Raw genomic sequence first — 23,509 nt, forward strand, 5'->3', positions numbered from 1 at the left:
GTTTAGTGCGAACCGCCGCTGCCACCACCGCCACCACCGCCGTTACCGCCACCACCATTTCCACCGCCGTGGCCGCCACCATGGCCACCACCGCTGCCGCTGCCATGGCCGCCGCTGTTGCCGTGGCCACCGCTGCTGCCTTGGCCACCGTTGCTGCCTTGGCCACCGTTGCTGCCTTGGCCACCGTTGCTGCCTTGGCCACCGTTGCTGCCTTGGCCACCGTTGCTGCCTTGGCCACCGCTGTTGCCGTGACCACCGCTGTTGCCGTGACCACCGCTGCTGCCTTCACCGCCGCTGTTGCCGTGACCGCCGTTGCTGCCTTGGCCACCGCTGTTGCCCTGGCCACCGCTGTTGCCCTGGCCGCCGCTGTTGCCTTGACCACCGCTGTTGCCATGACCGCCGTTGCTGCCTTGACCACCGTTGCTGCCTTGGCCACCGCTGCTGCCTTGACCACCGCTGTTGCCGTGACCACCGCTGCTGCCTTCACCGCCGCTGTTGCCGTGACCGCCGTTGCTGCCTTGGCCACCGCTGTTGCCGTGACCGCCGCTGCTGCCTTCACCGCCGCTGTTGCCGTGACCGCCGTTGCTGCCTTGGCCACCGTCACCATGACCGCCGTTGCCGTCGCCGTGACCACCGTTGCTGCCTTGGCCACCGTCGCCATGACCGCCATTGCCATTGCCGTGACCACCGTTGCTGCCTTGGCCGCCATCACCATGACCGCCATTGCCTTCGCCGTGACCACCGTTACTGCCTTGGCCGCCGTCACCATGACCGCCGTTACCGTTGCCGTGACCACCGCTGCCTTGGCCGCCATCACCATGACCGCCATTGCCGTCGCCGTGACCACCGTTGCTGCCTTGGCCGCCGTCACCATGACCGCCATTGCCGTCGCCGTGACCACCGTTGCTGCCTTGGCCGCCGTCACCATGACCGCCATTGCCATTGCCGTGACCACCGTTGCTGCCTTGGCCACCGTCGCCATGACCGCCATTGCCGTCGCCGTGACCACCGTTGCTGCCTTGGCCGCCGTCACCATGACCGCCATTGCCATGACCGCCGCTGCCGTTGCCGCCGTCTCCATGGCCGCCATCACCATGGCCGCCGTTGCCATTGCCGCCGTCTCCATGGCCGCCATCGCCATGACCGCCGCTGCCATTGCCGCCGTCTCCATGGCCACCATCGCCATGACCGCCGCTGCCGTTGCCGCCGTCTCCATGGCCGCCATCGCCATGACCGCCGCTGCCGTTGCCGCCGTCTCCATGGCCGCCGTCGCCGTGACCGCCGCTGCCGCCGTCGCCGTGACCGCCGCTGCCACCGGTCCCAGTTCCACCCGAGCCACCGGTCCCAGTTCCGCCCGTGCCGCCAGTTCCAGTTCCACCCGTGCCGCCCGTGCCGCCCGTACCGCCAGTTCCAGTTCCGCCAGTGCCGCCGGTTCCCGTGCCGCCCGTGCCACCAGTTCCAGTCCCACCAGCACCGCCGGTTCCATTTCCGCCTGTTCCAGTCCCACCATTGGCGCCGCTGCCGTTTCCAGCGCCGCTGCCAGATCCGGTGCCCGCGCCATTCCCGGCACCCGCACTACCCGATCCATTGCTGCCAGTACCTGTGCCTGTGCCTGTGCCAGTGCCAGTGCCCGTGCCAGAGCTTGCCCCAGCGCCAGTCGAAGAGCCCGAACCCGAACCAGAGCCCGCCCCAGCCCCCGACCCCACGGCCGCCCCACCCCCGCTATTGCTCTGCGATCCCGCCGCCGCTGTCCCTCCCAAGCCCGCCGCCGCGACACCCACTCCGCCGCGCGCGCCTAAATTGCCATGGTCCGGCCGGCAGCCCAGATTCGTCCCCGGAGGGCAATCGTGAGACTGAATCGGCGCCGTCGCACCCGCCGTCGCACCCGTAGCCGGCGACGTCGTCTGCGCGCCCGCCATCGCTGCGTACAAACTGACTGCAATTGCCAGAACCGCCTGGCGCGTCCCCAGATTCAACATTTCCCCGTGTTGCTTCTTCATTTCATTCTCCTTATCTCGCACCTGGAACGACCGGCCTAATAACAAGTGAATCTCTGCTCACCGTTAAAATGAAACTTCAAAGCCCGCTTGACCTCGCCGTTAGCCACTTTTAAAACCGATAAGTAAAGTGGCTCCCGGCTTCTCTCCCGCGCAAAATCCCGGTCCGATCTGGCGTGATTCAGGAGAGTCGAGTAGCCGCACATGGACAAAAACGCTGAACAGGCACGGCCGGAGCTGATGGACGTTGAAGTTATGCGCAGCGTCATTCGCCGACCGTGCGCTAGACCACGTAAAGCCAGATTGCGCCAATAATTAGTAATTAATCCCACACGCAAAACGCGGAGGACCGTGATTTACCGGCCTTAAAATCGGAATTTATGATTCGAAATCAGGTGACCGCCCGCCGGCCATGCCTATTTATTTCCGATCCGGTATATCGAGGTTTATCCGGAGCATTAGAACGGGATTAACGGGATTCGAATGAGAGGTATCAAACAGACGGCGTAACGGCGTTTGTGAAGACCCGCCCGTTCCGGCGACAACAGGCGGCGACAACAGGCGACAATACGGCCACCGCAACTTCATCGACCACAGGAATAACGATGCTTCTATCCGAACAATGGGTGCTGGTCACGGGCGGCGCCCGCGGGCTCGGCGCGGCAATCACGCGCGCTCTGGTGCGCGAGGGCGCAGGCGTCGTGGTGAATTACCGCAAGAGCGACGCGCTCGCCCAGGCGCTAAAAGAGGAACTCGGCGAACGCGTGTTGCCGATCCAGGCGGACGTCACCGACGCCGCCGCCGTCAACCGTCTGTTCGAGGCAGCACAGGCGCAAACGGGACAAACGATCGTGTCGGTGGTGAACAATGCGCTGGCCGACTTCCAGTTCGACGGCGATGCCCGCCCGAAAGTCGACTCGATCGACTGGAGCCGCTTCCAGCAGCAGATCGACGGCTCGCTCAAAGGTGCGCTCAACACGACGCAGGCGGCCATTGCCGGCATGCGGGCGCGCGGCTTCGGACGAATAGTCAACGTGGGCACCAACCTGTTCCAGAATCCGGTCGTGCCGTATCACGACTACACGGCGGCCAAAGCGGCGCTGCTCTCGCTCACGCGCACCGCCGCCCACGATCTCGGCCCCGACGGCATCACGGTCAACATGGTGTCGGGCGGTCTGCTGCGCACGACCGATGCGAGCGCCGCCACGCCTGAGTTCGTGTTCGATCTGATTGCGAGTTCGACCCCCGTGCGGCGCGTCACCACCCCCGAAGAATTCGCGGATGCGGTGCTTTTCTTCCTGTCGCCATGGTCGCGCGCGGTGACCGGTCAGAACCTCATCGTCGACGGCGGTCTGGTCAAAGGCTGAACGCAGCGTGCGGAGCCGCGACGACCGCGGCCCGCACAGGCATCGGTTCGATCAATCCACCTCCACCACAATGCGGCCGCGCGCGCTGCCCGCGCTCAGCCGCTCAAAACCCTGCAGCGCCGTTTCCAACCCGTAGCGCTGCGGATCCACCCGCGGCGCGAGTTTGCCTTCTTCGGCGAGTCGCGTCGCAAACCGCAACATCTCGCCGTGATGGGCGCGGCGCTCGCCCGACAGCAGCGCGTGTAACGTGAAGACGCCCGAATAGCTCGCCTCGCGAAACGACAGCGGCGCGAGCGCATGCGTGCCCCAACCGAGCGCGCTGACCACATGCCCAGAATGCCTGACGGCGGCAAGAGAGGCGTCGAGCGTCGCCCCGCCCACGCTATCGAACACGAGATCGAAACCCATCCCTCCGGTCGCAGCGGCAACATATTGCTCGACCGTCTGCGTCCGGTAGTCGATCGGCGTTGCGCCCAGCGCCGCGATGAGCGCGCGATCGCCGGCTCCGGCGGTGGCGAAAACCTGCGCGCCGAGCGCCTTCGCCAGTTGCACGGCCAGATAACCCACGCCGCCCGCGCCGCCTTGTATGAGCGCGGTGTGTCCGGCCTGCAGGTTCGCCCGATCCACGATGCCCGAATAGGCGGTAATAAAGCCGAGCGGCATCGAGGCGGCTTCGCGCATCGACAGATTCGCGGGTTTCAAGGCGAGCAGGTCTGCATCGACGGCCTGGTATTGCGCGAGCGAACCCTGCATTCCGCCGACGCCGCCCGTCATCCCGTACACCTCGTCGCCAACTTCGAATCCGTCGACGCCGGCGCCGAGCGCTTCCACTACACCGGCCATGTCGATGCCGGGCACGAGCGGCAATGGATGCCGCGCATGCGCCGCCGCACCGGCGCGAATCTTGGTATCGAGCGGATTCAAACCCGCAGCGGCGACGCGCACGAGCACTTCGCCCGTCGCGGGAACCGGTCGCGGCATTTCAGTGAGTTCGAGCGGGCCGTTGTGCGCGCGCAGAACAAGAGCTTGCATGGACATGATGATTTCCTGTGATTGATCGAGCAAAGCGAGGCGATCCGACGACCGACAGGTGCATACTCCGCCATGCGAAAACGCACGTAAATCGAAAATTCCGCATGGCATACAAACGAAAATGAATGATCAGGAACTGGATTGGAGCGACGTTAAAATCTTCCTCGCGATCGTCCGTGGCGGCACGCTCGGCGCCGCCGCGCGCCTGACCGGACAGACGCAGCCGACCATGGGCCGGCGTCTGCGCGCGCTCGAAGCGGCGGTCGGTCACACGCTGTTTCAGCGCACGCGCGAAGGCTTTCTACTCACCGACGAAGGCCAAGCCGTGCTGCTCTTCGCCGAGCGCATGCAGGAGGAAGCGCACGGCTTCAGCCGTGCGCTGGACGGTCGTGCACAGGAGTTGACGGGGATGCTGCGGGTGTCGTCGTCCGACTGGTTCGGCGTGCATCTGCTCACGCCGGTTTTCTCGCGATTTCTGGAACGGCATCCGCAGGTGTCCATCGAACTGGTCACCGATTCGCGCCGTTACAACCTGGCGCGCCGCGAAGCCGATCTGGTATTCCGGATCACGCCGTTCGAAGAAGCCGACGTCATCCAGCGTCAGTTGATGCATATGGACTACGCGTTATATGGTCGCGCCGACCTGGCCGCCGCTTTCACCCTGCGCGGCGCCAACGAAAAGTCGGGCGATCAGGAGCGGGCGCACACCGGCGCCGGGCTGAGCCTGATCAGTATGAACAGCGCGTTCGGCACACTGCCGGACGTCGCATGGATCAGGCGAATGCTCCCGCAGGCCCGGCTGGCTTTCGGCAGCAACAACCGCGACGCGCAAGCGCAGATGTGCGCACGAGGCGCGGGTCTCGCGGTGCTGCCGTGCCCGCTGGGCGACGCAACACCCGGTCTCGTGAGAATCGACCTCGGCGAGCCCCCGCCCGGCCGCGACGTGTGGTTCGGTTATCACCGTGATCTGCGCAGGGTCGCACGCCTGCGTGCCCTACTCGATATGACGATCGACGCGTTCGACCCTGGCGCAACGGGCGCAACGGGCGCAACGGGCTAGCAAAACGACCTCCTTACACCCTCGCCATGACATCCTCATGTCTGTCGCGATATCCGTCGAAGTCCCGTCCAGCGGGCTTCCCGGGGCATCCGGATGTGTCAGAATGCGCGCCTGTAGAACGCTCATGCTGAACGGCTTATGAACCTGAACCTTGCGCCCGTCACTTACGGTTCGGACCGCGCGGGCCTCGTCTGCGGCTTCCGTTTCACGGCAGGCCAGGCGGGCGTGCCCATCGACGCGGACGACGCCGCCCAATGGCTTGCCCTCGAACCGTCGGCGTCGTCGACATTGGCGACGGCCGCGCCCCACGACGACGGCGAATTCCTCTGGCTGCATTTCAATCTCGCGCACGTCTCCAGCGAAAAGTGGATGCACGCGCATCTGGACTTGCCGGAGAGTTTCTTCGAAGCCCTGCGCGAAGGCTCGCACTCGACCCGGATCGAACACCAGCACGGCGCGCTGCTCGCGGTCGTCAACGACGTGATGTTCGATTTCGAGCAGACGCCGTCCGATATCGCGACGCTTTGGGTCTACACGCACGAGCGGCTGATGATCACCGCGCGCCTGAAGCCGCTGCGCTCCATCGACCGTTTGCGCGCGTCGGTCCGCGACGGCGAGCGTTTTGATACACCGGCCGAATTACTGATTCATCTGCTGCGCGATCAGGCTGATCTGCTCGTCACCATCGTGCGTCGCAGCAGCACCGAGGTGGATCGGCTCGAAGACCAGTTCCTGTCCCGCAAGAGCTTCGACAACCGCCGCGACCTCGGCGCGATGCGTCGCGTACTGGTGCGGCTGCAACGCCTGCTCGCGCCCGAGCCGGGATCGATTTTCCGGCTGCTGGTGCGACCGCCGGCGTGGCTGTCGGCGCAGGACGTGCAAAGTCTGCGCGATTCGACTGAAGAATTTTCCCTGGTGCTGGGCGATCTGTCCGGCCTCGCGGAGCGCATCAAGCTGCTCCAGGAAGAGATCGCCGCGCGGCTCACCGAGCAAAGCAATCGCACGCTCTTCACGCTGACGCTGGTGACGGTGCTCGCGTTACCGATCAACATCATCGCCGGGCTGTTCGGGATGAACGTGGGCGGCATTCCGCTCGCGGAGAACCGGCATGGCTTCTGGTTCATGGTGCTAGTGGTGGTGAGTTTTACCGCGCTGACCGGCTGGTGGGGCTTTCGCCGGCGCTCGGGCGGACGCTGACTGAAGCCCTGGAGTTCGTGTCGCGAAGTGGAATAACGGGGTCAGGCACAGGAACTGCTGAGTGCTCTACGCGTCACATGTCCGGGCCGACACAGTGGATCGGCACGAGGACAGACAGCGAACTAATCAACCACCCGTTATGAACACAACGAAGAAGGAAATAATCATGCGCAGACGACAATTCATCATGACCGGTACCGCTGCTATCGCCGCCGCAGGCCTCAGCCTCACCGGTTGCACGACGACGTCGGCTTCCTCGGGCGCAGGGGCATCGTCGAACGCAGGCAAGCGCGACACCATCAACGCCGGTATCGACTCGACGCTGGCGCGTCTGTACGAAAACGTCGGCGGCTCGCGCGAACTGGTTGCGAAGGCGCGCGGCGTGCTGGTGTTCCCGTCGGTCATCTCGGCGGGCTTCTGGGTCGGCGGTCAGTATGGCGAAGGCGCACTGCGCGTCGGCGGCCGCACGTCGGGCTATTACAGCACCGCCGCCGGCTCGTTCGGTCTGCAGATCGGCGCACAGTCGAAAGCGCTCGTGTTCCTGTTCATGACGAACGACGCACTGAACAAATTCACGTCGAGCCAGGGCTGGGCCGCGGGTGGCGACGCCACGGTGGCCGTGCTGAAGGTCGGCGCGAACGGTGCGATCGATACGTCGACCGCTACCAGCCCGGTCGAGGCATTCGTGCTGACCAACGGCGGCCTGATGGCCGGCGTGTCGCTCGAAGGCACGAAGGTATCGCGCCTGATGATCTAAGCGATCCGGTGGCCAGCTCGCCGCGCATACTGCGTTAGGCGCGAGCGGCCTCGCGAACGATCCTTGAAAGTCACGCAGCCGCTTCGCCGGCCGCGTGGCTTTTTTCATGGCGCCGCGCGTGCCGTGCGCTGCGCGTGCTGCCGGACACCCAGGCCGTCCTGCGGTACCATCCGTGCTTTCGTCATTTCGGCCTGTTCGCCCGGCTTGCGATGTCCTCTGCCGGGACTCTCTTTGCGACGACACCTCTGGCTGTCGTCACGCCGTGCCTCACCGCCGCCTCTCGCTGAACCATGAACACCGCTCTTCCGACCCCAGCCAGGCGCGCCAGTCTGTCCGGTATCAAAAGCAACGTCCTCGCCGGACTGACCTCGTCGTTCGCGCTCGTGCCCGAGTGCATCGCCTTCGCACTCGTCGCCCATCTCAACCCGTTGATGGGCCTGTACGGCGCGTTTTTCATCTGCACGATCACCGCGCTGTTCGGCGGCCGTCCGGGGATGATTTCCGGCGCGGCCGGTTCGATGGCGGTGGTCATCGTGGCGCTGGTGGTCCAGCATGGCGCGCAATATCTGCTCGCGACCGTGATACTCGGCGGTCTGCTGATGGTCGCGTTCGGCGCGCTGCGGCTCGGCAAGCTGATCCGCATGGTCCCGCATCCGGTCATGCTGGGCTTCGTCAACGGGCTGGCCATCATCATCGCGATGGCGCAGCTCGCGCACTTCCGGGAAAGCACGTCGACCGGCGAGCAGTGGCTGCACGGCAGCGCGCTGGCGATGATGACCGGCCTCGTCGCGCTCACCATGCTGATCGTGTATCTGCTGCCGCGGCTTACGCGGGCCGCGCCGCCGGCGCTAGTGGCGATCGTCGGCGTGGGACTCTTCACCCAGGCCTTGCATCTGCCTACGCGCACGCTCGGCGACATGGCGCACATGGCGGGCGGCCTGCCCGCTCTGCAGTGGCCCGCCGTGCCGCTGACGCTCGATACGCTGCGTATCGTCCTGCCCTATGCGGTCCTGATGGCGCTGGTCGGTCTGCTGGAAACGCTGCTCACGTTCAGTCTGACCGACGACATCACCGAAACGCGCGGCCAGCCTAACCGCGAGTGCCTCGCGCTCGGCGCGGCCAACATCGTGTCGGGACTGTTCGGCGGCATGGGCGGCTGCGCGATGATCGGCCAGACGATGATCAACCTGAACTCGGGCGGACGCTGGCGGCTATCCGGCGTGGTCAGCGGCGTGATGATCCTGATGTACATCCTGTTCCTGTCGCCGCTGATCGAGCGCATTCCGCTCGCGGCGCTGGTCGGTGTGATGTTCGTGGTCGCGCAACAGACGTTCGCATGGGGGTCGCTGCGCGTGCTCGGCAAAGTGCCGCGCAACGACGCGCTGGTGATCGTCGCCGTCACGGTCATCACGGTCTTCACCGACCTCGCGATTGCCGTGTTGTGCGGCATCGTCATCGCGGCGCTGAACTTCGCGTGGCAGCACGCGCGAGAAATCCACGCACAGGCCGACGAGCACGCGGACGGCAAGACTTATTCGCCCAAAGGCACGCTGTTCTTCGCGTCGACCACGCGCTTTCACGAACTCTTCGACCCCGAGCGCGATCCGCTTCACGTCACGATCGACTGCAGTCATCTGTTGCTCGCGGATCATTCGGCGCTCGCAGCTTTGCAAGCGCTCAACGAACGTTACCGGAAGGCCGGCAAGCTTTTGCGCATGAAGAATCTGTCGGGGCACAATTGTCGTTTGCTGACTCGCGCGGGAATCGAATTCGAATCCGCGTGAACGCGAACACACCCTGATGCTGACTGAGAGAGCATCGCCGTCGTTTAGACGCGATAGAAAGGCGTCACCATGACGCGTATCGCATGGGTAAGGAATCTGGCACAGAGAAATCTAAGGTAAGATTTCCCACGCCTATTTCTTTTTTACCGCTTTTTATTGCTTTTTTATTATTAGCGCGCCGTCTCCGGAGGCCACCGTGACAAGACGCGTATCGCTGGAAGACGAGAGCGAATTTGCGATCTGGAAAGATCGCAATGGAACGGGCGGAGCACATCCGTCGCAACCACAGCAAGCGCGCCGCGTGTTGATCGGGCATCGCGACAAAGCCATTGGCGAATCCCTCACTTTGTTGTTGTCGCTGAAGGGCTACGACGCCATTTACGCGGCCGATCTCATCAAGCTCGCCAGTTTTTTGAAGTGGTGGAAACCTAGCGCGATTTTGCTGGATACGCGGCTCGATTCCGCGGCCGACTATCAGTTCACGCGCACCATGCGCACCGAGCAGGCCAACGCCGAAGTGCTGATGCTGGCCATGAGTAATATCTGGCCGCTCGATACCATCTCGCAGTTAAAAGAAGCAGGGTTCGACGGACATTGCCGGCGACCCTGTTCGCTCTGGCGCGTCGTGGATATTCTCGGCGGCTATTTTCACAAGGCCTGAGGCCTTGCGCATCGACGGTTATTCGGCGGCAAGCGTCAGTTCGGCCACTTCGAAGTGGTCAACCTCGCGCAGTACCTGCGGCGCCAGCAGCAATTTTGCCGCGCGAACGCCCGCACCCATCACGACTTGCGGGCGCTCCATCACGGCGGCATCCACGAGCACGCGCCAGTCGGCCGGCAAACCGAACGCGGTGATTCCGCCGAACTCCATGCCGCTGTGCTCGACCGCGGCTTCCCGTTTGGCAAACGACAGCCGCTGCGCACCCAGCGCGGCCTTGACCGCGCCGTTGATATCCAGACGCCGCGAGCCCAGCGACACCAGCGCCGCATAGTGTTCACCGCCGTCCTTCTTGTAGCGGATCACGATCGTATTGGCGCAGTCCTCGAGACCGAAGCCATATCGCGCGCTGAACTCGGCGGTGTCGGAGGCGTCGTCGCTGACGGCGAAAACGGTGATGCCGCTGGCCGGCAAGCGTTCGACCACATGAGCCGGCAACTGCGCGCCCCACTGATCTACCGGAACGATGTCCAACTGTTTGACGGATTCGTGGGAGTGCATAGCGATGGACGTGAAGAATGAGCCAGCCGGCATTCTAGCGGCACGCTGCGCCGATCGGGCGCACGGCGGCCCGCGTACCGGCCAGTTGTCGAGACGGGCACAAGGTTTGCGTAAGACTGGAACGCGAAACCCCACGTCGAGGTCCGCCCGATGCGGCGTTAAGCCGCCCGGACCGACGCCGGTTTCGCCTACGCCGCTTTACGGCGCCAGCAATTCAGCGAGAAAAACGATCATGGATATCGACACCCTTTCCGCCGACAATCTCCAGCAGGTGGCGCGTACTCAGGCCAACTGGGCAATCGGCGCATTTAAACAGTTCTCCGAAGACCGCTGCGCAGCGCTCGCCGCCAGCATCGCGTTTTACGCCGCGTTCTCGCTGGCGCCGACGCTGGTCATGGTCATTGCCGTGGCCGGCTGGTTTTTCGGCGCCGAGGCCGCGCGCGGCGAACTGTTCAATCACATCCATGGATTGCTCGGCGACCAGGCTGCGGCCGGCGTTCAGACCATCGTCGAGAATGCGCATCACAGCGGCAGCGCGGGCGGTGTCGCGGCGATCATTTCGTTTTCGATGCTGGCCATCGGCGCATCGGCGACGTTTTCGTCGCTCAATAGCGCGCTGAATATCGTGTGGCCGAACACGGGACCGCGTTCGTCGAGCGTGATCGCGCTGGTGCGGGTGCGGCTCATCTCGTTCGGGCTCGTGCTGGGCGTCGCATTCCTGCTGATCGTCTCGCTGGTGCTCGACACGGTGATTACCTTTGTCGGCAAATGGCTGTGGGGCGATTCGCCGTACGTGATCATCGGCAATCTGCTGCAGCTCGGCGTCGGCTTGCTGGTGCTGGCGTTCGCGTTCGCCGGCCTGCTCAAGTTTCTGCCCGATGCGCGGGTGCGGTGGCGCGATGCGTTCGTCGGTGGAATCGTGGCGGCCGTGCTGTTCTCGGCGGGCAAGAAGCTGTTTGCGCTTTATATCGCGCATGCCGGTATGGCCAGTTCGTTCGGCGCTGCAGGGTCGCTCGCCGTGTTGCTGATGTGGCTGTATTTCTCCGCGGCGGTCCTGCTGCTCGGCGCGGAGTTCTCCGCGGCGCGCGGCCGCATGCACGATCCGCGTGGCGGTTGGGGCATGCAGGAAGAGTCGCCGCCGGGAAGCCGCGCCAAGCTGGCTTCCGTGCTCGCCGCATCGACGAAGGCGCCCGAAGCTCAAGCCGGTTCCCCCGATCGTCGGAGCGGCGCTATTGGTGTAGTGGCTGGCGCGATAGCCGGTGCGAGTGCCGCCGTCAGGCAATCCGGCTCGACGCCGGGAAGTCCGGCTGCGGTTGCCCCTACCACCCTGCCCGCCGCGCGTGCCGGGACGGCGAGCGCGCTCGCCACGGCTTCGCCTGCCTCGGTCCTGCGCGTGCCCGCACGGCAAAAAGCGTCGGCGCGGGCGGCTGCCATGAAGGTCGGCCGCACCGTCGTAATGGCAGAAACGCAAGCTACGCGAATCGCCGCCGTCACTCTGGTCGAAGCCGGCCGTCAGGCCGTCGTCGCGGATCGCTATGTCAGACGTCATCCGTGGACGTCGATGCTCGTCGCCGCCGCGGCAGGCCTCGCCGCGGCCGCTGTCGCGCGCCGTCACGACGACAGTCGTCACGACGAGATCACCCCTTCGCACGACTGAAAATCCCGCCGCGGATTCAGAAATCAGAAGTCAACCCCTGCGACCGATGCACTCGTTCTAACGACATCGGTTGTAGGAATAAGCCGTCTTCAACTTACGACAATCCTTCAAATCCGCCGCGAATTAGCCGACGCCGGATCGGTCACTGTCAACGAAACAACAATAATGCCGAGTCAACGAATAAATATTGCGGAAATAGAAATAATCAAGAACGCGCTTTAAATACAACGCTTTGCGCTGTTTGTCACTTTTTAGAGACAGTCTTTTTTTTCCTGTACTTGCCGATAGAGTCGGTGAGCTATTCTCCTTTCCGCAACAAAGAAACTAATCATCTGCGTGGAGAAATGGATGAAACGAATTGCACTGTCTACCCTCTCGCTGGCGCTCCTGGGCGTTACCGGCGCGGCACATGCTCAAAGCAGCGTCACCCTGTACGGTTTGATCGACGAGTCGGTCCAGTACGCTCATAACACGGTCAATGCAGCCGGCAACAACAGCAACCAGGTTGGTCTGGTTGGCGGCAACCTGCAAGGCGATCGTTGGGGCTTGAAGGGTACGGAAGATCTGGGCGGCGGTCTGAAGGCAATTTTCCAATTGGAAAACGGCTTTGACCTGAACAGCGGCGCACTGGGTCAAGGCGGCAAGATGTTCGGTCGTCAAGCCTACGTCGGTTTGACGGGCGATCAGTTCGGTACGGTCACGCTGGGTCGTCAATACGATCCGCTGGTCGACCTGGTTCAGCCGCTGACGGCTGACAACTATTTCGGTTCCACTTTCGCAACGCCGGGTGACGTCGACAACAACGACAACTCCTCGCGCACGAACAGCGCAATCAAGTACACCTCGCCGGTTTGGGGCGGCCTGCAGTTCGAAGGCTTCTACGCTCTGGGCGGCGTGGCAGGTGCAACGGGTTCGGGTCAAACGTGGTCGGGTGCCGCAACGTACGCAACGGGTCCGTTCAGCGTCGCTGCAGGTTACTTCCGCGCCGACAACGGCAACTCGACGGCTCTGCGCACGACGTGGGCCAGCACGTCGGACGGCACGTTCGACAACCAGGTCAACACGGCTTATCTGACGGCCAAGTCGATCGGCATCGCTTCGGTGGCAGCACAATACGTGGCAGGTCCGTTCACGGCCAGCCTGCGTTACAGCAATGCACAGTACAAGCCGGACGGCAACTCGGCATTCAACTCGACCGAGAAGTACAACATCGGCGCAGCTTACCTGGGTTACCAGGCAACGGCAGCGGCGCTGGTCGGCGTGGGCTATACGTACACGAAGTCGACCGGCGACACGGGCGCAACGTATCACCAGATCTCGGTGGGCGGCGACTACACCCTGTCGAAGCGCACGGACATCTACCTGGTTGGTGCATACCAGCACGCAAGCGGCGACCAGCGTACGGCTGGCGGCGCAGTGGTCAACGCTGGCGCAGCAATCGGTTCGTACGGCTACAACTCGGCATCCAGCTCGCAAGAACTGGTCAGCCTGGGCATCCGCCACAAGTTCTAATCGAACTTGCTGGACTGCTGAAGCACGCAGTTGAAAACCAGCCACGGGCGCAAGCCTGTGGCTGGTTTTTTTTCGTCTTGCGAGTCTGGCTGAGTCCGGTTGAGCCTGGCTTTGCCCGGCTCGTGCGGGTAAAAAAAAGGACGTCATGAGCTTTTAGTCCGGCTCATGACGTCCTTTCCTCGATTCGACTACCGATAACCGGCTAGCGCCGCTGCGACTTGCCCTTCTCCGACGATTGCGCAAGTGTCTGCGCCGGCATCGCGTTCAGCTCATGCTCGATCCCGTCCGCGCCGACCGGCCCACGGTGCAGCACCAGCGCACGCTCGCGCTGCAATACCGGCACGTTGGGCGAGTCCTGCCAGTCCGGATCGGGAATCTCGCCGAACACCTGCCGCAGGCGTTCGCCCCAGGTCCGGTGAATCATCTCGAAGTACGTGTTGTCGTGATCGATCGACACGAATCGCGTCACCCGCAGCGAGTCCTTCTGATACACCAGCAGATCGAGCGGCAAGCCCACCGACAGATTCGAGCGCAGCGTGGAATCCATCGACACCAGCGCGCATTTGGCGGCTTCGTCGAGCGGCGTGGACGGCGTCAGCACGCGATCGATGATCGGCTTGCCGTATTTGGCCTCGCCAATCTGGAAGTACGGATTCACGGCGGACGCTTCGATGAAATTCCCCGCCGCGTAGATCATGAACAGCCGCGGCCGGTTGCCCGCAATCTGCCCGCCGAGAATGAAACTGCAATTGAAATCGACGCCGAATTCGTTCAACGCCTCGGCTTCCCGCTGATGCACGAGGCGCACCGCGCGCCCGATCACGCGAGCCGCGTCGGCCATGGTGGGCGCATTCCAGAGCGTGGCTGCCGCCGCGTCGGTCGGCTCGGTGAGTTCGTGCAGCACCGCTTGCGTGAGCGACAGATTGCCGGCGCCGAGCAGCACGAGCATGCGCTCGCCCGGCTGTTCGAAGACCGACATCTTGCGCGCGGTGCTGATGTGATCGACGCCCGCATTGGTGCGCGTGTCCGAGAGGAACACGAGACCGTCGTCGACGGACATCGCGACACAGTAAGTCATGAGAAAGTTACCCGCAAAAAAACACTGAACGGACGCTATTGTAATGCGGCGCGCATGCGCCTCTATTGCGTATTACGGCGGGTGCGGGGTGAAACTGAATGGCAATCGACCCTGACGCCCGCCGAATCCGCTTCGGCGAGCGCTGCGAGTCAAGGCTACTGCGCCGCCTGACCGCTCACGGTCACCGACACCTTCAACTGCTCTTCCAGCCCGCCGATACGACGCCCACGCACCGGCGCCGCCGCTTCGTAATCGCGGGCGACGGCGAGCCGGCAATAGATTTCGCTGGCAAACGAAGCATGTGTCACGTCGACCGAAATCCAGCCCTTGCCTTCGAGCCACACATCGACCCAAGCGTGGCTCGCGCCGTTCGGCGCGACGGCGGAGGTTTCCGGGTGCGTCACTTCGCCCGGCTCGATATAACCGCTCACGTAGCGCGCCGGAATGCCGCGTGCACGGCAGCAGGCCAGCATCAGATGCGCATGGTCCTGGCAGACGCCATTGCCGAGTTCGAGCGCCTGCGCGGCCGTGCTGGTGACCTCCGTGATGCCCGGCGTGTACTTCACGCGCTGCACGATCTGTTCGGACAGTGCGATCAGGCTGCTCGAGGTATCCAGCGCCGCCACCGACTGCGCCAGTTCGCGGACCGCCGCATCGGCTTCCGTGAGCCGCGTCGAGCAGGTGAAATGTTCGAGCGGAATCGGACCCACACCGTCGGGTAGAAAGCCGTCGACGAGCGGAATGGTGTCCACTTCGCCGCCTACGTGCAGGCGAATCTCGCTGTGCGGCTTGTTGATCACCAGCGTATGCAGCACGTTGCCGTACGCATCGAACGTCGCGTCGAGCTTGCCGGGCGCATCGATGCTCCAGCGCCGCACCATCTGCGAGGCGCCGTTGGACGGCGTCAGGCGCAGTTGCTGGATCGAATAGTGGACCGTCGCTTCATAGCGATAGGACGTGTCGTGGCGGATCGTCAGGTACATGGGAAAACTCCGTCAGGCGACAGGCAGCATCAGATAGGTACGCGCCACCATGTTCCCCAACTCGAACACGCGAGCGAGGAACTGGGTCAGATAGGCGTGCAGGCCGGCTTCGAAAATCTGCCGGATGTCGGAATACACCAGTTCGGCGCGCAGCTTGCCGGCGAAACGTTCGCACTGGTTCGAGCCCGACGTGCGCAACATCGCCAGGTTCGAGCAGACGCCTTCGAGCGACGCGAGCAACGAACGCGGCATCTGCTGATTCAGAATCATCAGTTCGACCACGCGCGCGGGCGTCACCACATCGCGATACACCTTGCGATAAATTTCGAGTGCCGACACCGAGCTCAGAATCGAGGTCCAGTAGTAGAAGTCTTCGAGCTGACGCGCGGCGTCGCGTGAATTCGGTTCGACGTCGGCAAAGCGTACGTCGAGAATGCGCGCGGTGTTGTCCGCGCGCTCCAGGAAAGTGCCCAGTTGCGTGAAGAAGAATGCGTCGTCCTGCAATGCGGTGCCGATCGTCACGCCGCGCGACAGATGCGAGCGGAACTTCACCCACTCGAACAGCGCGCCGGGATTGCTGACGGCCTGGCCCGACAGGCTGCGCTCGTTGAATTCGAGCCACGTGTCGTTGATGGTTTCCCACCACTCGGTAGTCAACGTGCCGCGTACCGCGCGGGCGTTTTCGCGCGCGGCCTGCAGACACGAGTGAATACTCGACGGGTTGGTGGAATCGGCCACCATGAAATCGAGCACGTTGTCGCGCGTCGGTTCGTCGTAACGCTGCGCGAACGCGGTTTCGAGTTCGGAGATACGCAGCACCGAACGTTGCGCGCGCGCCTCCTGATCGGGCGTCTGCGGCAGCAGCAGCGCCTTCAGGTTGATGTCGAGCATGCGGGCGGTGTTCTCCGCGCGCTCCATGTAGCGGGCCATCCAGAAGAGGTGATCGGCGGTGCGACTTAGCATGACGGCATTCCGTTATCTGATGACGCGAGCCTCGTTGCGAAGTACAGGCTCGCGCTGGTTATCCGTGTTCGCCGGCGGCAGTGGACGATGGTCGTGCCGGCTGCCGGCTGCTGGTTAGGTGGCTCGATGACTATTCGCGAGCGGACGTCGGTGCGTTCTTACGTTAGCGGGAAAGCTACGCCACGCCGCCGCGAAACGCAGCCATCAGTCCACCATCCAGGTATCTTTGGTTCCGCCCCCCTGCGAGGAATTCACGACCAGCGAGCCTTCCTGAAGCGCGACGCGAGTAAGACCGCCCGCGCACATCGTCACACTCTTGCCGGAAAGCACGAACGGCCGCAAGTCGATATGGCGCGGCGCGATACCCGCTTCGACGAAAGTCGGGCAAGCGGACAGCGCCAGCGTGGGCTGCGCGATATAACCCGCCGGCCGTGCAATCAGACGTTCGCGGAACGATTCGATTTCGGCCTTGGTCGAGGCCGGTCCCACCAGCATGCCGTAGCCGCCCGCGCCATGCACTTCCTTCACCACCAGTTCCGGCAGATGCGCGAGCGTGTAGGCGAGATCGTCGGGCTTGCGGCACTGGAACGTGGGTACGTTGTTCAGAATCGGCTTTTCGCCGAGATAGAACTCGATCATTTCCGGCACGTACGGGTAGATCGATTTGTCGTCGGCGATACCCGTGCCCATCGCGTTCGCGAGCGCCACGCGGCCGGCGCGATACGACGTCAGCAAACCCGGCACGCCGAGCGCCGAGTCGTTGCGGAAAGCAAGCGGATCGAGAAAGTCGTCGTCGACCCGGCGGTAGATCACGTCGACGCGCTTCGGTCCCTGCGTGGTACGCATGAACACATAGTTGTCGTCGACGAAGAGGTCCTTGCCTTCCACCAGTTCGACACCCATCTGCTGCGCGAGGAAGGTGTGCTCGAAGTACGCCGAGTTGTACATGCCCGGTGTGAGCACCACCACCACCGGATCGTCGACACCTTCGGGCGCGACCGAGCGCAGCGTATCGAGCAGCAGATCGGGATAATGCGCGACCGGCGCAATGCGGTTCTGCACGAACAGTTCGGGGAAGAGCCGCATCATCATCTTGCGGTTCTCGAGCATGTACGACACACCCGAGGGCACCCGCAAGTTGTCTTCGAGCACGTAAAACTCGCCCTCGTCACCCGCGCGAACCACGTCGACCCCGGCGATATGCGCGTAAACACCGAGCGGCACGTTCACGCCCTGCATCTCCGGGCGGTACTGCGCATTGGTGTAGACCTGCTCGGCCGGCACGATACCGGCGCGCACGATGTTGCGATCGTGATAGACGTCGTGGATAAACAGATTGAGTGCCTGCACCCGCTGACGCAAACCCGCTTCCAGAGTTTGCCATTCGCCACGCGGGATGATGCGGGGAATCAGGTCGAAGGGAATCAGTCGCTCGGTGCCGGACAGGTCGCCGTTCACCGCAAAGGTAATGCCGACCCGGCGAAATAGCAGATCGGCTTCCGCACGCTTGCGCGCGATCGCCTCATTGCCCTGCTTCACCAGCCAACGCTCGAAGCGCGCATAGTGTGGTCGCACGGCATCGTCATGATGACGCATCTCGTCATAGCATCGCATGTCACGCCCCGCTCTTGTTGTCGGATAGAAGGCGAATGCGCTGCGCATTCGGTGTTCGACAATCATTGAAGCAAGCGCTATGCCATTGAGCCTATCGCATGCGAAATCACAGTGCATGCACGCGAACGGCGCATCCCGACCGGCAAGGCCTGGACGCCATCGTACTGCGGCGGCTCATGATGCGCTAGTACGGTGCACACGCGGCATCGCGGTGCGTGTTCGACGAGCGGACCCACGTAGCGATCGGGCATAAAAAATCCCCGTGAATTTTCATTCACGGGGATCTCTGACGACTCACACGACTAACCGGCTGTTGCGCCGGCGGCTCATGAAAAAACTGTCATGAAGCGCGGCCGGCGCATTGCACGATCAGCCTGCTGCAGCGTCTTTCAACTTCTTCAGCGGACGTGCCTTGATGCGCACGCTGGCCGGCTTGGCCGGGAACCAACGCTCTTCACCCGAGAACGGGTCTTTGCCGAAGCGCTTCTTCTTCGCCGGCACAGCTTGCACGACGATCTTCAACAGGCCCGACAGCGTGAACTCACCAGCGCCCTTCTTGTGGACGGCGCCGAGGATCGTATCTTCGAGCGCGGCCAGCACGGCCTTGGCGGTTTTCGGTTCGACAGCGGCGCGTTCAGCGACGTGTGCAGCCAGCGAGGCCTTCGTGAAGGTGTCCTTGATCGGCGACGGTGCGCTGGACGCCTTCACGGCGACCTTCTTAGCTGCGACGGCTTTCTTCGCAGGAACTTTCTTTGCAGCAACCTTCTTGGTGGGTACCGGGGCAGCAGCCTTCTTGGCCACCTTTTTTGCGGAAGTCGGCATGTTTCTCCTACCTGTAGTGGTCAGTGAATTGCACGAAGCGCAGACGGTATGTGCACGCTTCAACGCCGGATTCTACAAGCGCTCAAGCGATTTGCGCGACTCTTTTATGCGTCGCCGCGAATGTTTGTTGCGCCGCGCAGACTGCCCCGATCATTTTGGGCCTTGTTTTAGCGGGTAAAAGTGTTTTCGGAGGGGTCGGCGAGGGGCGCTGTCACGCACACGTAAACGGCGTTACAAACCGTTTCGATGCATGAATCAAGGGACTTTTATTCGATGGGCCGCGCTCACGAGATGCCGGACCTGGCGCTCGAACGGCATGCACGGACTCTGTGTTGCAACAAAAACGCCTGTACGTAGCAGCGAAATCGACTCATGCAGCCTCGCTCACTCATGCTGCGGCAGAAAATCGCAGCCGGTTCCGAATGGATGATCCGGGCGCGGGTCGCCCGGATGCCGCGCCGCCGGCATCGGGTATCTCCGCATTGGCGATGCGTTTTTATTGCGCCAGCTTCGGCAGCAGGCCGGCGAGTTTCGTGAGCGCAGCGTCGATCGACTCGACTCCGATACTCCCGTAGCCGAAGATCAAGCCGGCCTGCGGCTTCACGCGTTGATGAAACGGGGCGATGCCGTATAAGCCGATCGCTGCATCGTGCGCAGCGTCGATCACCGCCGACTCGGTCAGCGGCGCCCGCAATCGTGCCGCCAGATGAATGCCGGCGCTCGGCACGATCGGCTCGAACCAGGGCGCCAGTTCGCCATGCAGACGATCCAGCAGCAACGCACGACGCGCGGCGTAGAGCTTGTGCATACGGCGCAGATGCTTGGCGAAATCGCCGTCGAGCATGAACGAGGCGAGCGCGGTTTGTGTCAGCGTGCAGCCGTGCCAGTCCGAAATCTGCCGGGCCCGATACAGCGCACCGAACAGCGACGCCGGCGGTACGACATAACCAATGCGCAATTCCGGGAATAGGGTTTTCGAAAACGTGCCGACATAAGCGACGAGACCCGCGCGGTCGAGACTCTTGAGCGGCTCCATCGACCGTCCTTCGAAACGGTATTCGCAGTCGTAGTCGTCTTCGATGATCACTGCGCTGCGTGCCTGCGCCCAGGCCAGCAACTCGACGCGTCGCTCGAGACTCATCGGCATGCCGAGCGGAAACTGATGCGACGGCGTCACATAGACGAGCCGCGCGTTGTCCGGCAGTTTGCCGACGATCAGTCCTTCGCCGTCCACCGGCACCGGCACCACGCGCGCGCCGGTCGCGTTGAAACACGCCAGCGCCGGCGGATAACCGGGGTCTTCGAGCGCCGCGACATCGCCCGGGCGCAACGTGACGCGCGCCAGAAGATCGAGCGCGTGCTGCGCGCCCTGCGTGACGATCACTTCGTCCCAATTGCTCGACACCGCGCGATTGAACGCGAGGTAGCGCGAGATGGCAAGGCGCAGCTCCTGCTCGCCCGCCGCGTCGCGATAGATGCCGATGCCGCGCGCCTGCGTGCGCAGCGCGCGATTCACGCAACGGCGCCAGACGTCGAACGGAAACAGCGCCTTGTCCGTCGCGCCGCCGATGAAGTCGTACGGCGAGGCCACCGACGCTCGCGGCGCCTGCAAGCCGCCGGGCTGTTGCTCCCACAACGGCTGCGCGCGGGGGACGGCCTTTGCTTTGGATCTGGCGCGTTCGCGGGCCAGGTCGGCGGCACGCGCGTAGGAAGAGCGCTCCGCCGGCAGACGCTCGAAGCCGTCGGCGACGAACGTGCCCGAACCGGCCCGCGTGCTCAAGTAGCCTTCGGCGAGCAGCCGCTCGAACACGTCGAGCGTGGTCTTGCGCGAGACGCCCAGCTGCGTCGCGAGATCGCGCGTGGACGGCAACCGGGTGCCGCCGGCCAGCCGCCCTTCGAGAATGCCCGCGCGCAACTGTCGATAGATCTGCCCGGACAGATCGTGACGCCCTTCCATGGCGATATGGATTTCCATCGAAGTGGCTACCTCAAATATCCAGAAAATGGTTATTTCTAAAGACCAGTGAGGATCGTAAGCTTAATGCCATCCCCGCGGTTCGAGCGGATATCTTTAAAGGAAACTTCATCATGCAAGCACGACTCGACTTCTACCGGGCCAGCCCGTCCGCCACCCGCGCGATGATGGCGCTCGAGGCCGCCATCGGCAAGAGCGGTATCGACAAGACGCTGGAGGAACTGATCCGGATTCGCGCGTCGCAGTTGAACGGCTGCGCGTTCTGTCTGGATATGCACGTGGCGGACGCGCGCAAACACGGCGAAAGCGAGCGGCGCCTCGCCACCGTGGCCGCGTGGCGCGAAGCGCCGTTCTTCACCGACCGCGAGCGCGCGGCGCTCGAGTGGACGGAAGCCGTCACGCTGATTGCAGAGACGCGCGTGCCGGACGCCGTGTGGGAAGTAGTGAAGCCGCATTTCAGCGAGCAGGAAATTGCCGACCTGACGCTGCTGATCGTGGCGATCAACGGCTGGAACCGGATTGCGGTTTCGTTCCGCAAGCTGCCTGAATAAGGACGCTGAAGCGGCGAGACGCGAGAAAGGCCGACGCGCGGGTTGTCTTACTCCACCGTTGCGCTATCCAGCGCCCCCGTATGCCGCGCGTCAAGACGCGCGGCGTCGCAGCAGCGTTGATGTTCCCGTGACAGCCGGCTCATCAGCGGCAGCAACAGGACCGCGACCAGCGCCCCACCCGCCGCGAGCCAGCCGAGTCCCGTGAAAAGACGCGCGTACAGCGGCAACGACACGAGCGGATCGAGTTCGCCTGCCGGCATCTGCGCGAAATTCGCGACCACGCTGCCCAGATACTGCGACACGCCGGTCGCCACGAAGAACGCGCCCATCATGAAGCCGCTCATGCGTGCGGGCACGTAGCGCGCGATCATCGCAAGGCCCAGGCCGCTTACCAGCAGTTCGCCGAGCGAATAAAGGCCGTAACCGCCGACCATGAACCAGGACGACACCCGTCCGTTCACCGCGTACCGCGCACTCGCCGCATACACGAAGAAGCCCGCCGCGACGACCGCAAAGCCGATTGCGTACTTCACCGCGACCGGCACGTCCTTGCCGCTGCTGGCCAGCCGGGTATACAAAAGCGCCAGTAACGGACTCATCACCATGATCCAGATGGGGTTCAACGCCTGGAATTGCGCGGCGCTCCATGTGAACAGCGTGACGCCGAACAGCGAGAAACGCGGATCGACATTGCGCAACGCGAATAGCGTGAGCGACGTCGACATCTGCTGATAGAACACGAAGAACAGGATGACCTGCGCGGTCAGGATCAGGGCCGCGACGAGTCCGGCGCGCTCCGGGCGCTCGCACTTCATCAGCATGTAACCGAAGATGCCCAGAATCGCGACCCCCGCCGCGTAGACGCAGGCCACCGCGACGGCCTTGTCCTGCAGCACGAACATCGTCGCGGTGCCGAGCGCCAGACCGCCCAGCGCTACCGCGTCGACCCGCTTCCAGCACACCGGTTCGGCGTCCGGCGCCGTACCGATATGCGCGATCGTGCGGAACATCAGGAAGTAGTTAAGCACCGACAGCAGCATGCCCGCGCAGCACACGGCGAACGCCGCATGCCAGCCCCAACGGTCCTTGATCCACGGTGTGGCGAGCATCGACACCGTCGAGCCGACGTTGACCGCCATGTAGTAAATCGTGAAAGCGCTGTCGATACGCGCGTCGTCGCCTTCGTAGATACGCCGCACCAGGTTGGCCGCATTCGCCTTGAAGAGCCCGTTGCCCACCACGATCACGCCGAGCGAGGCGTACAGATAACCCAACCGTTCGTTGGGCAGCGCCAGCATGCAGTAACCCACGCTCAGCACGACGGCGCCGAAGATCATCGTGCGGCGCGCGCCCAGAACCCGGTCGCCGATCCACCCGCCAATAGACGGCGCCGCATACACGAGCGCCGCGAACGCGCCCCAGGTGAGCGTGGCCTGGCTGTCGCCGAACTGCAGCTTGTCGATCATGAACAGCACCAGCAGCGCGGCCATGCCGTAGTAGCCGAAGCGCTCCCACATCTCGATCAGAAAAACGGTCGAAAACGATCGGGTTTGAGTAACCCGTACGCCCGGCAAATTGGATGAGTTCATCGTGGACCTTGTTGGGACGGTGACGGTAAAGCCGTGAATTCGTTTCGCTCATTCTGGCGATTTTGCGCGCCCGGCATCAGCGGAAAAGTACGGAAAACGCTGCGGCATTGGCTGGTTTCGCTTGCAGCTTTTTCCCAAGGAGTCTGCCGATCCGGACGAGCCTGCCAGCGATTCTGCCAGCACCAAAATCGGCATCGAGGAAGTCCTCCCGACCATCAAAGGATTTGGGCCGGACGGCCCGCGAACGTCCGCGCTCCAAACTAATTTTGCGATATGTGCGGCGTTTTGACCCGCTGAAACCGCGCTGCTAAGGTCACCGCAAGCTAAAGGTTCACCACGACAAACACTGAGA

19 protein-coding genes are annotated in these 23,509 nt (G+C 63.4%); 9 read left to right on the plus strand and 10 right to left on the minus strand.

Translation table 11 applies throughout. The features are described from left to right. The coding region (locus FQ746_RS34785) for a hypothetical protein (protein WP_222105876.1) at positions 1-1,588 on the minus strand (1,588 nt) is incomplete at its 3' end. Positions 1,589-2,602: 1,014 nt separating this feature from the next. On the opposite strand from FQ746_RS34785, the gene FQ746_RS13135 reads away from it, so the two are divergent. Next, positions 2,603-3,364, plus strand: coding sequence for a 3-oxoacyl-ACP reductase (locus tag FQ746_RS13135; RefSeq protein ID WP_144109822.1), 762 nt, complete (start codon positions 2,603-2,605; stop codon positions 3,362-3,364). Between the two features lie 51 nt (positions 3,365-3,415). Here the strand turns inward: FQ746_RS13135 and FQ746_RS13140 are convergent, their stop codons facing one another. Next, positions 3,416-4,402 carry a zinc-dependent alcohol dehydrogenase family protein gene (locus tag FQ746_RS13140; protein WP_144109823.1) on the minus strand — a complete coding sequence of 329 codons (987 nt, stop codon included), beginning with the start codon at positions 4,400-4,402 and terminating at the stop codon, positions 3,416-3,418. Between the two features lie 115 nt (positions 4,403-4,517). Here FQ746_RS13140 and FQ746_RS13145 point away from each other — a divergent pair, with 115 nt between their 5' ends. The 5 genes from FQ746_RS13145 (at position 4,518) to FQ746_RS13165 (ending at position 9,855) form a co-directional block, all read left to right on the plus strand. Beyond that, positions 4,518-5,456, plus strand: coding sequence for a LysR family transcriptional regulator (locus FQ746_RS13145; RefSeq protein ID WP_144109824.1), 939 nt, complete (start codon positions 4,518-4,520; stop codon positions 5,454-5,456). Between the two features lie 138 nt (positions 5,457-5,594). Next, complete coding sequence (locus tag FQ746_RS13150; RefSeq protein ID WP_144109825.1) at positions 5,595-6,653, plus strand: transporter; 1,059 nt, start codon at positions 5,595-5,597, stop codon at positions 6,651-6,653. 166 nt (positions 6,654-6,819) lie between these two features. Beyond that, positions 6,820-7,410, plus strand: coding sequence for a YSC84-related protein (locus FQ746_RS13155; RefSeq protein WP_144109826.1), 591 nt, complete (start codon positions 6,820-6,822; stop codon positions 7,408-7,410). 290 nt (positions 7,411-7,700) lie between these two features. After that, positions 7,701-9,194: a SulP family inorganic anion transporter gene (locus FQ746_RS13160; RefSeq protein ID WP_144109827.1), complete on the plus strand. Its 1,494-nt coding sequence runs from the start codon at positions 7,701-7,703 to the stop codon at positions 9,192-9,194. A gap of 196 nt (positions 9,195-9,390) precedes the next feature. Beyond that, entirely contained in the window at positions 9,391-9,855 is a 465-nt protein-coding gene (locus FQ746_RS13165) for a histidine kinase (RefSeq protein WP_144109828.1), read from the plus strand. An 18-nt stretch (positions 9,856-9,873) separates the two neighbouring features. Here the strand turns inward: FQ746_RS13165 and FQ746_RS13170 are convergent, their stop codons facing one another. Continuing rightward, positions 9,874-10,413, minus strand: coding sequence for a YbaK/EbsC family protein (locus tag FQ746_RS13170; RefSeq protein ID WP_144109829.1), 540 nt, complete (start codon positions 10,411-10,413; stop codon positions 9,874-9,876). 232 nt (positions 10,414-10,645) lie between these two features. Here FQ746_RS13170 and FQ746_RS13175 point away from each other — a divergent pair, with 232 nt between their 5' ends. Then, positions 10,646-12,070: a YihY/virulence factor BrkB family protein gene (locus FQ746_RS13175; RefSeq protein WP_144109830.1), complete on the plus strand. Its 1,425-nt coding sequence runs from the start codon at positions 10,646-10,648 to the stop codon at positions 12,068-12,070. 348 nt (positions 12,071-12,418) lie between these two features. Further along, positions 12,419-13,582: a porin gene (locus FQ746_RS13180; RefSeq protein WP_144109831.1), complete on the plus strand. Its 1,164-nt coding sequence runs from the start codon at positions 12,419-12,421 to the stop codon at positions 13,580-13,582. Positions 13,583-13,784: 202 nt separating this feature from the next. Here FQ746_RS13180 and FQ746_RS13185 read toward each other — a convergent pair whose 3' ends face one another. The 6 genes from FQ746_RS13185 to FQ746_RS13210 form a co-directional block, all read right to left on the minus strand. Beyond that, positions 13,785-14,660 carry a proteasome-type protease gene (locus tag FQ746_RS13185; protein WP_144109832.1) on the minus strand — a complete coding sequence of 292 codons (876 nt, stop codon included), beginning with the start codon at positions 14,658-14,660 and terminating at the stop codon, positions 13,785-13,787. A 155-nt stretch (positions 14,661-14,815) separates the two neighbouring features. Next, positions 14,816-15,643: a transglutaminase domain-containing protein gene (locus tag FQ746_RS13190; RefSeq protein WP_144109833.1), complete on the minus strand. Its 828-nt coding sequence runs from the start codon at positions 15,641-15,643 to the stop codon at positions 14,816-14,818. A 12-nt stretch (positions 15,644-15,655) separates the two neighbouring features. Continuing rightward, a complete protein-coding gene (locus FQ746_RS13195; protein ID WP_144109834.1) occupies positions 15,656-16,606 on the minus strand; it encodes an alpha-E domain-containing protein in 951 nt (316 codons plus the stop codon). 204 nt (positions 16,607-16,810) lie between these two features. Beyond that, on the minus strand, positions 16,811-18,220 hold the full coding sequence (locus tag FQ746_RS13200) for a circularly permuted type 2 ATP-grasp protein (protein WP_144109835.1): 1,410 nt from the start codon (positions 18,218-18,220) through the stop codon (positions 16,811-16,813). Between the two features lie 369 nt (positions 18,221-18,589). Further along, on the minus strand, positions 18,590-19,042 hold the full coding sequence (locus tag FQ746_RS13205) for an HU family DNA-binding protein (RefSeq protein WP_007177969.1): 453 nt from the start codon (positions 19,040-19,042) through the stop codon (positions 18,590-18,592). 496 nt (positions 19,043-19,538) lie between these two features. Further along, positions 19,539-21,017 carry a PLP-dependent aminotransferase family protein gene (locus FQ746_RS13210; protein ID WP_144109836.1) on the minus strand — a complete coding sequence of 493 codons (1,479 nt, stop codon included), beginning with the start codon at positions 21,015-21,017 and terminating at the stop codon, positions 19,539-19,541. Between the two features lie 113 nt (positions 21,018-21,130). Here FQ746_RS13210 and FQ746_RS13215 point away from each other — a divergent pair, with 113 nt between their 5' ends. Beyond that, complete coding sequence (locus FQ746_RS13215) at positions 21,131-21,568, plus strand: carboxymuconolactone decarboxylase family protein (protein ID WP_144109837.1); 438 nt, start codon at positions 21,131-21,133, stop codon at positions 21,566-21,568. Positions 21,569-21,615: 47 nt separating this feature from the next. Here the strand turns inward: FQ746_RS13215 and FQ746_RS13220 are convergent, their stop codons facing one another. Continuing rightward, the gene (locus FQ746_RS13220) at positions 21,616-23,157 is read right to left on the minus strand and encodes a peptide MFS transporter (RefSeq protein WP_144109838.1); all 1,542 of its coding nucleotides are present in this window, start codon (positions 23,155-23,157) and stop codon (positions 21,616-21,618) included. Positions 23,158-23,509: the final 352 nt, after the last annotated feature.

The sequence above is a fragment of the Paraburkholderia sp. BCC1886 genome, assembly GCF_900996245.1.
Taxonomy (GTDB): domain Bacteria; phylum Pseudomonadota; class Gammaproteobacteria; order Burkholderiales; family Burkholderiaceae; genus Paraburkholderia.